The sequence below is a fragment of the Streptomyces spongiae genome (assembly GCF_009377185.1).
Lineage (GTDB): Bacteria > Actinomycetota > Actinomycetes > Streptomycetales > Streptomycetaceae > Streptomyces > Streptomyces spongiae.
In genome coordinates this window covers 1-4,029 of sequence record NZ_VJZC01000767.1, presented here as the reverse complement: position 1 = coordinate 4,029, position 4,029 = coordinate 1, and the positions used below count along the sequence as shown (strand labels likewise).

Genomic DNA, 4,029 nt, shown 5'->3' with positions numbered 1-4,029 from the left:
CCCCACCTCACCGTCGCCCCCACCGCCTGGACCGCTTTCCTGAAGCTGGCCAACAACAGCAGTTGTTCCGCGACAATGCGTGCATGACCGATGACTGGCAGCAACAGATCCGGGCGCTCCACAGGGACCTGATCGACCGTGACGACCCCGCCGCGTGGGTGAGGGAGGCCGACGCGGTGGAGGCCTCGCTGCGTTACCCCCATATCGCGTTGCGTGGGCCGGTGTTCGGGGTCGCCGTGCAGGACCCTGGCCAGGGGCCGGAGTGGCGGGTGCTGAAGCCGGTGGTGGACGGTATGCCGCAGGTGGCGCGGGACGGGCTGCAGTCGCATCTGTTCTTCGCCGCGAAGGACGACACCGACGACCGGGCCGTACGGCGGGAGCTGCTGGCGGCCGTGGCGGTGCTGGAGCGCGAGCCCGTGAACGAGGTGGAGGCGTGCGGGGTGCGGTACCGGGTGGTGAGGGGTGACGAGTTCGGGCGGGCAGGGCACGACGGCATGGAGGCGCCCCGGCCGACCGACTCCGAGCCGGCTGAGTGCTCGTGGGACCGGAAGACGCGGGACACCCCGTCCCCGGACGTCGGTTTCGTCCTCGATCCGGACCGTGCGGACGGTCCGTCCGCGGGCGCGCTGAGACTGGGGCTGCGGGACTTCACGTACCCCGGCTCCCGCTACCCCGATGACGTGCGCGCCGATTCCGAGCGGGCGGTCGGTACCCATCCGGAGCTCGTCCTGCTGCCGACCGGCTTCGGCGTGGTCGAGCGCGGGGAGCACGGCTGGCAGCCGCGCGGCTCCCTGATGGCCACTCCGCACGACGCCCGGCGCATGCTCTACAACGGGATGGCCGAGATCTGGGCGATGCTGTACGAGTACGACGACGCGAAGAAGGCGAGGTACGCCGAGGCCGCCGAGGAGTTCCGGGCGCTCGGCCGTGCCGACGAGTTCCAGGTCGACGACCGTCTGTTCCGGATCTGCCGCGTCGAGCGCATGCTCCGCACGGGCACCGACGGCCCGGAACCGCCACGCCCCTCGGACGTCGACGAGTACGGCCCGATGAAGCTCCACCCGGCGATGGACGAGGACGGCACCCTCATCCAGGAGTGAGGCCGGCGTCCGTTCAGACCGCGGCCGGCGCTCGGTCGAGGCACGGTCTTCGCGGTGACGCTCCCGGAGACACCTTCCAGCCCCTCCGGCGTTTGAGGAGCGGGGGTCGGGGCGGAGCCCGGGGACGATCGAGTACTTGGCGCGGTTCAGTGGCCGTCGCCGACCACACTGTCAGCGTCGCCGTCGAGCAGGACGTCTACGGACAGTTCGACGGCGACACCGACGGACCTGGGGACGGGCACGCTCTGGCCCCGCTTGAAGCGCTGGGGGTCGGGGTACTTGCCGTCGGCTGGGTCCTGATAGAGGAGAACCTCGTCGTGTTTGCGGTCGGCGACGAGGTAAACCGGGATCCGGGCCTGGGCGTAGCACTCGACCTTGGGGCCAAGGTCATCGGACCAGTTCGACGAGGTCACTTCCACGACCATGCGGAAGACATTCGGCGCGTAGTAGTTCTTCGTGACGTGAGCGTCGCGGAAGTCCTCGTCGACGATGGAGAAGTCAGGGATCGCGAAGTCCTCAGGGAGTGTGGGCAGCCAGAGGCCGATGCCCTGCACGTATTCGTGCCCCGCTTCGACGATCCCCGCCCGATCGAAAGCCCTGCCCAGTTTCGTCAGCGACAGTGCGTGCGAACCGTCCGGCGGCGGTGTCACAGTGAGCCTCCCCTGGAGAATCTCCACGCGGTGGCCAGGCAGTGCGCGGGCAAGCTGGTCGGCAGCCTCACCCAGGGTCATCTCCTGCTGCGGTACGGCCATGGCGTCCTCCTTTTCGGGGCCCACTCTCCGCGAGAGTAACCGGGGACGTACGGCTTCCGCCTCCGATCACTCATACGGAGTAACCGCGCAGGTCAGAAGGCATCCGTGGGCACGTACGTCCCCCAGACCTCCCGCAACGCGTTGCACACCTCACCCACGGTCGCCCGAGCCCGCAGCGCCTCCTTCATCGGGTACAGCACGTTGTCCGTGCCCTCCGCCGCCTTCCTCAGGTCGGCGAGGGCCGTGTCGACGGCCGGCTGGTCTCGCTCGGCGCGGAGCCTGGCCAGCCGCTCGGCCTGCTGGGCCTCGATGGCCGGGTCGACCCGGAGGGGCTCGTACGGCTCCTCCTCGTCCAGCTGGAAACGGTTGACGCCCACGACGACCCGCTCACCGGAGTCCGTCTCCTGGGCGACCTGGTAGGCGCTGCGCTCGATCTCGTTCTTCTGGAAGCCCCGCTCGATCGCGTTGACGGCGCCACCGAGGTCCTCGACCCTCTCCATCAGCGCCACGGCCGCGGCCTCGACGTCGTCGGTCATCTTCTCGATGACGTAGGAGCCCGCGAAGGGATCCACCGTCGCGGTCACGTCCGTCTCGTAGGCGAGAACCTGCTGCGTACGCAGCGCCAGCCGCGCGCTCTTGTCCGTCGGCAGCGCGATGGCCTCGTCGAAGGAGTTCGTGTGCAGCGACTGCGTACCGCCCAGCACCGCCGCCAGGCCCTGGACGGCGACCCGGACCAGGTTCACCTCCGGCTGCTGCGCGGTCAGTTGCACTCCGGCCGTCTGGGTGTGGAAGCGCAGCATCAGCGACTTGGGGTTCTTCGCGCCGAACTCCTCGCGCATCACGCGCGCCCAGATCCGGCGGGCGGCACGGAACTTGGCCACCTCCTCCAGGATCGTCGTCCGCGCCACGAAGAAGAAGGAGAGCCGGGGCGCGAAGTCGTCCACGTCCATCCCGGCCGCCACCGCTGTACGCACGTACTCGATGCCGTCGGCCAGCGTGAAGGCGATCTCCTGCGCGGGCGAGGCACCCGCCTCCGCCATGTGGTAGCCGGAGATCGAGATCGTGTTCCACTTCGGGATCTCGGCCTGGCAGTACTTGAAGATGTCCGCGATCAGGCGCAGCGAGGGCTTGGGCGGGAAGATGTACGTGCCCCGCGCGATGTACTCCTTCAGCACGTCGTTCTGGATCGTGCCGGTCAGCTTGTCCGCGCTGACGCCCTGCTCCTCGGCCACCAGTTGGTAGAGGAGCAGCAACAGCGCCGCCGGGGCGTTGATCGTCATCGACGTCGACACCTTGTCCAGCGGAATCCCACCGAACAGCACCCGCATGTCGTCGACCGAGTCGATCGCCACGCCCACCTTGCCGACCTCGCCGTGCGCGATCGGCGCGTCGGAGTCGTGGCCCATCTGGGTGGGCAGGTCGAAGGCGACCGACAGACCCATGGTGCCGTGGGCGATCAGCTGCCGGTACCGGGCGTTGGACTCCACCGCCGTACCGAAACCGGCGTACTGACGCATCGTCCACGGCCGGCCGGTGTACATCGACGGGTAGACGCCCCGTGTGAAGGGGTACGCCCCCGGCTCGCCCAGCCTCTCCGCCGGATCCCAGCCTTCCAGGGCGTCCGGCCCGTACACCGGCTCGATGGGCAGTCCGGACTCCGACTCGCGCGCCATGGTCTGTGCCTCCGCGTTGCTTGGTTACCCGCTAGTACGAAACCCTCGCTGACGGACTGTAGTGGCGGCCGTGCGACCGGTGGAGGGGGCCACGCTGGGACCTTGCTCACAAGGGTCCGCCCGTCCTCCGTTCCCCACAATGCCTCCGAGTCGCCCCGGGTTCGCAACCGCTCGCGCCCGGGGAACATCTCAGATGACACAACCGGACAACGAGCCGGATCTCGGGGCACGGTGAGACAACGGGGGGCCGGTATGCGTATCAGGGGCATGCGGAGATCGGTTGCCGCTCTGGCGGCGCTCGTCACGGTCGGCGGATGCACGGCCCAGGCGGTGGACGTGAACAGCGGCCAGCGCCAGCCGATACGTATCGACGTCACGGCCACGCCGAAAGGCGAGCCGAACGGGAACAGCACCAAGCAGGACGGGAACGACGAGCAGAACGGGAACAAGGCGAGCGACGGCGGCAGCGGGCACAGCCCCAAGGCCGACACGACCCCCTCCACC

The 4,029-nt window shown here is 69.1% G+C and carries 3 protein-coding genes and 1 pseudogene; 2 read left to right on the top strand and 2 right to left on the bottom strand.

The features are described from left to right. Window positions 1-83: 83 nt before the first annotated feature. The gene (locus FNH08_RS46345) at window positions 84-1,100 is read left to right on the top strand and encodes a DUF5954 family protein (RefSeq protein WP_152777763.1); all 1,017 of its coding nucleotides are present in this window, start codon (window positions 84-86) and stop codon (window positions 1,098-1,100) included. 146 nt (window positions 1,101-1,246) lie between these two features. Here FNH08_RS46345 and FNH08_RS46340 read toward each other — a convergent pair whose 3' ends face one another. Both FNH08_RS46340 and FNH08_RS46335 read right to left on the bottom strand, forming a co-directional pair. After that, window positions 1,247-1,852: a Uma2 family endonuclease gene (locus FNH08_RS46340; protein WP_152777761.1), complete on the bottom strand. Its 606-nt coding sequence runs from the start codon at window positions 1,850-1,852 to the stop codon at window positions 1,247-1,249. A gap of 92 nt (window positions 1,853-1,944) precedes the next feature. Beyond that, window positions 1,945-3,525: an acyl-CoA mutase large subunit family protein gene (locus FNH08_RS46335; RefSeq protein WP_152777759.1), complete on the bottom strand. Its 1,581-nt coding sequence runs from the start codon at window positions 3,523-3,525 to the stop codon at window positions 1,945-1,947. A 267-nt stretch (window positions 3,526-3,792) separates the two neighbouring features. On the opposite strand from FNH08_RS46335, the pseudogene FNH08_RS46330 reads away from it, so the two are divergent. Continuing rightward, window positions 3,793-4,029: pseudogene (locus FNH08_RS46330) on the top strand (L,D-transpeptidase family protein); the annotation flags it as partial.

Bases quoted from the DNA above. Each gene is read 5' to 3' on its own strand.
- FNH08_RS46345 (WP_152777763.1), top strand. From the start codon at position 84: ATGACCGATGACTGGCAGCAACAGATCCGGGCGCTCCACAGGGACCTG.
- FNH08_RS46335 (WP_152777759.1), bottom strand. From the start codon at position 3,525: ATGGCGCGCGAGTCGGAGTCCGGACTGCCCATCGAGCCGGTGTACGGG.
- FNH08_RS46340 (WP_152777761.1), bottom strand. From the start codon at position 1,852: ATGGCCGTACCGCAGCAGGAGATGACCCTGGGTGAGGCTGCCGACCAG.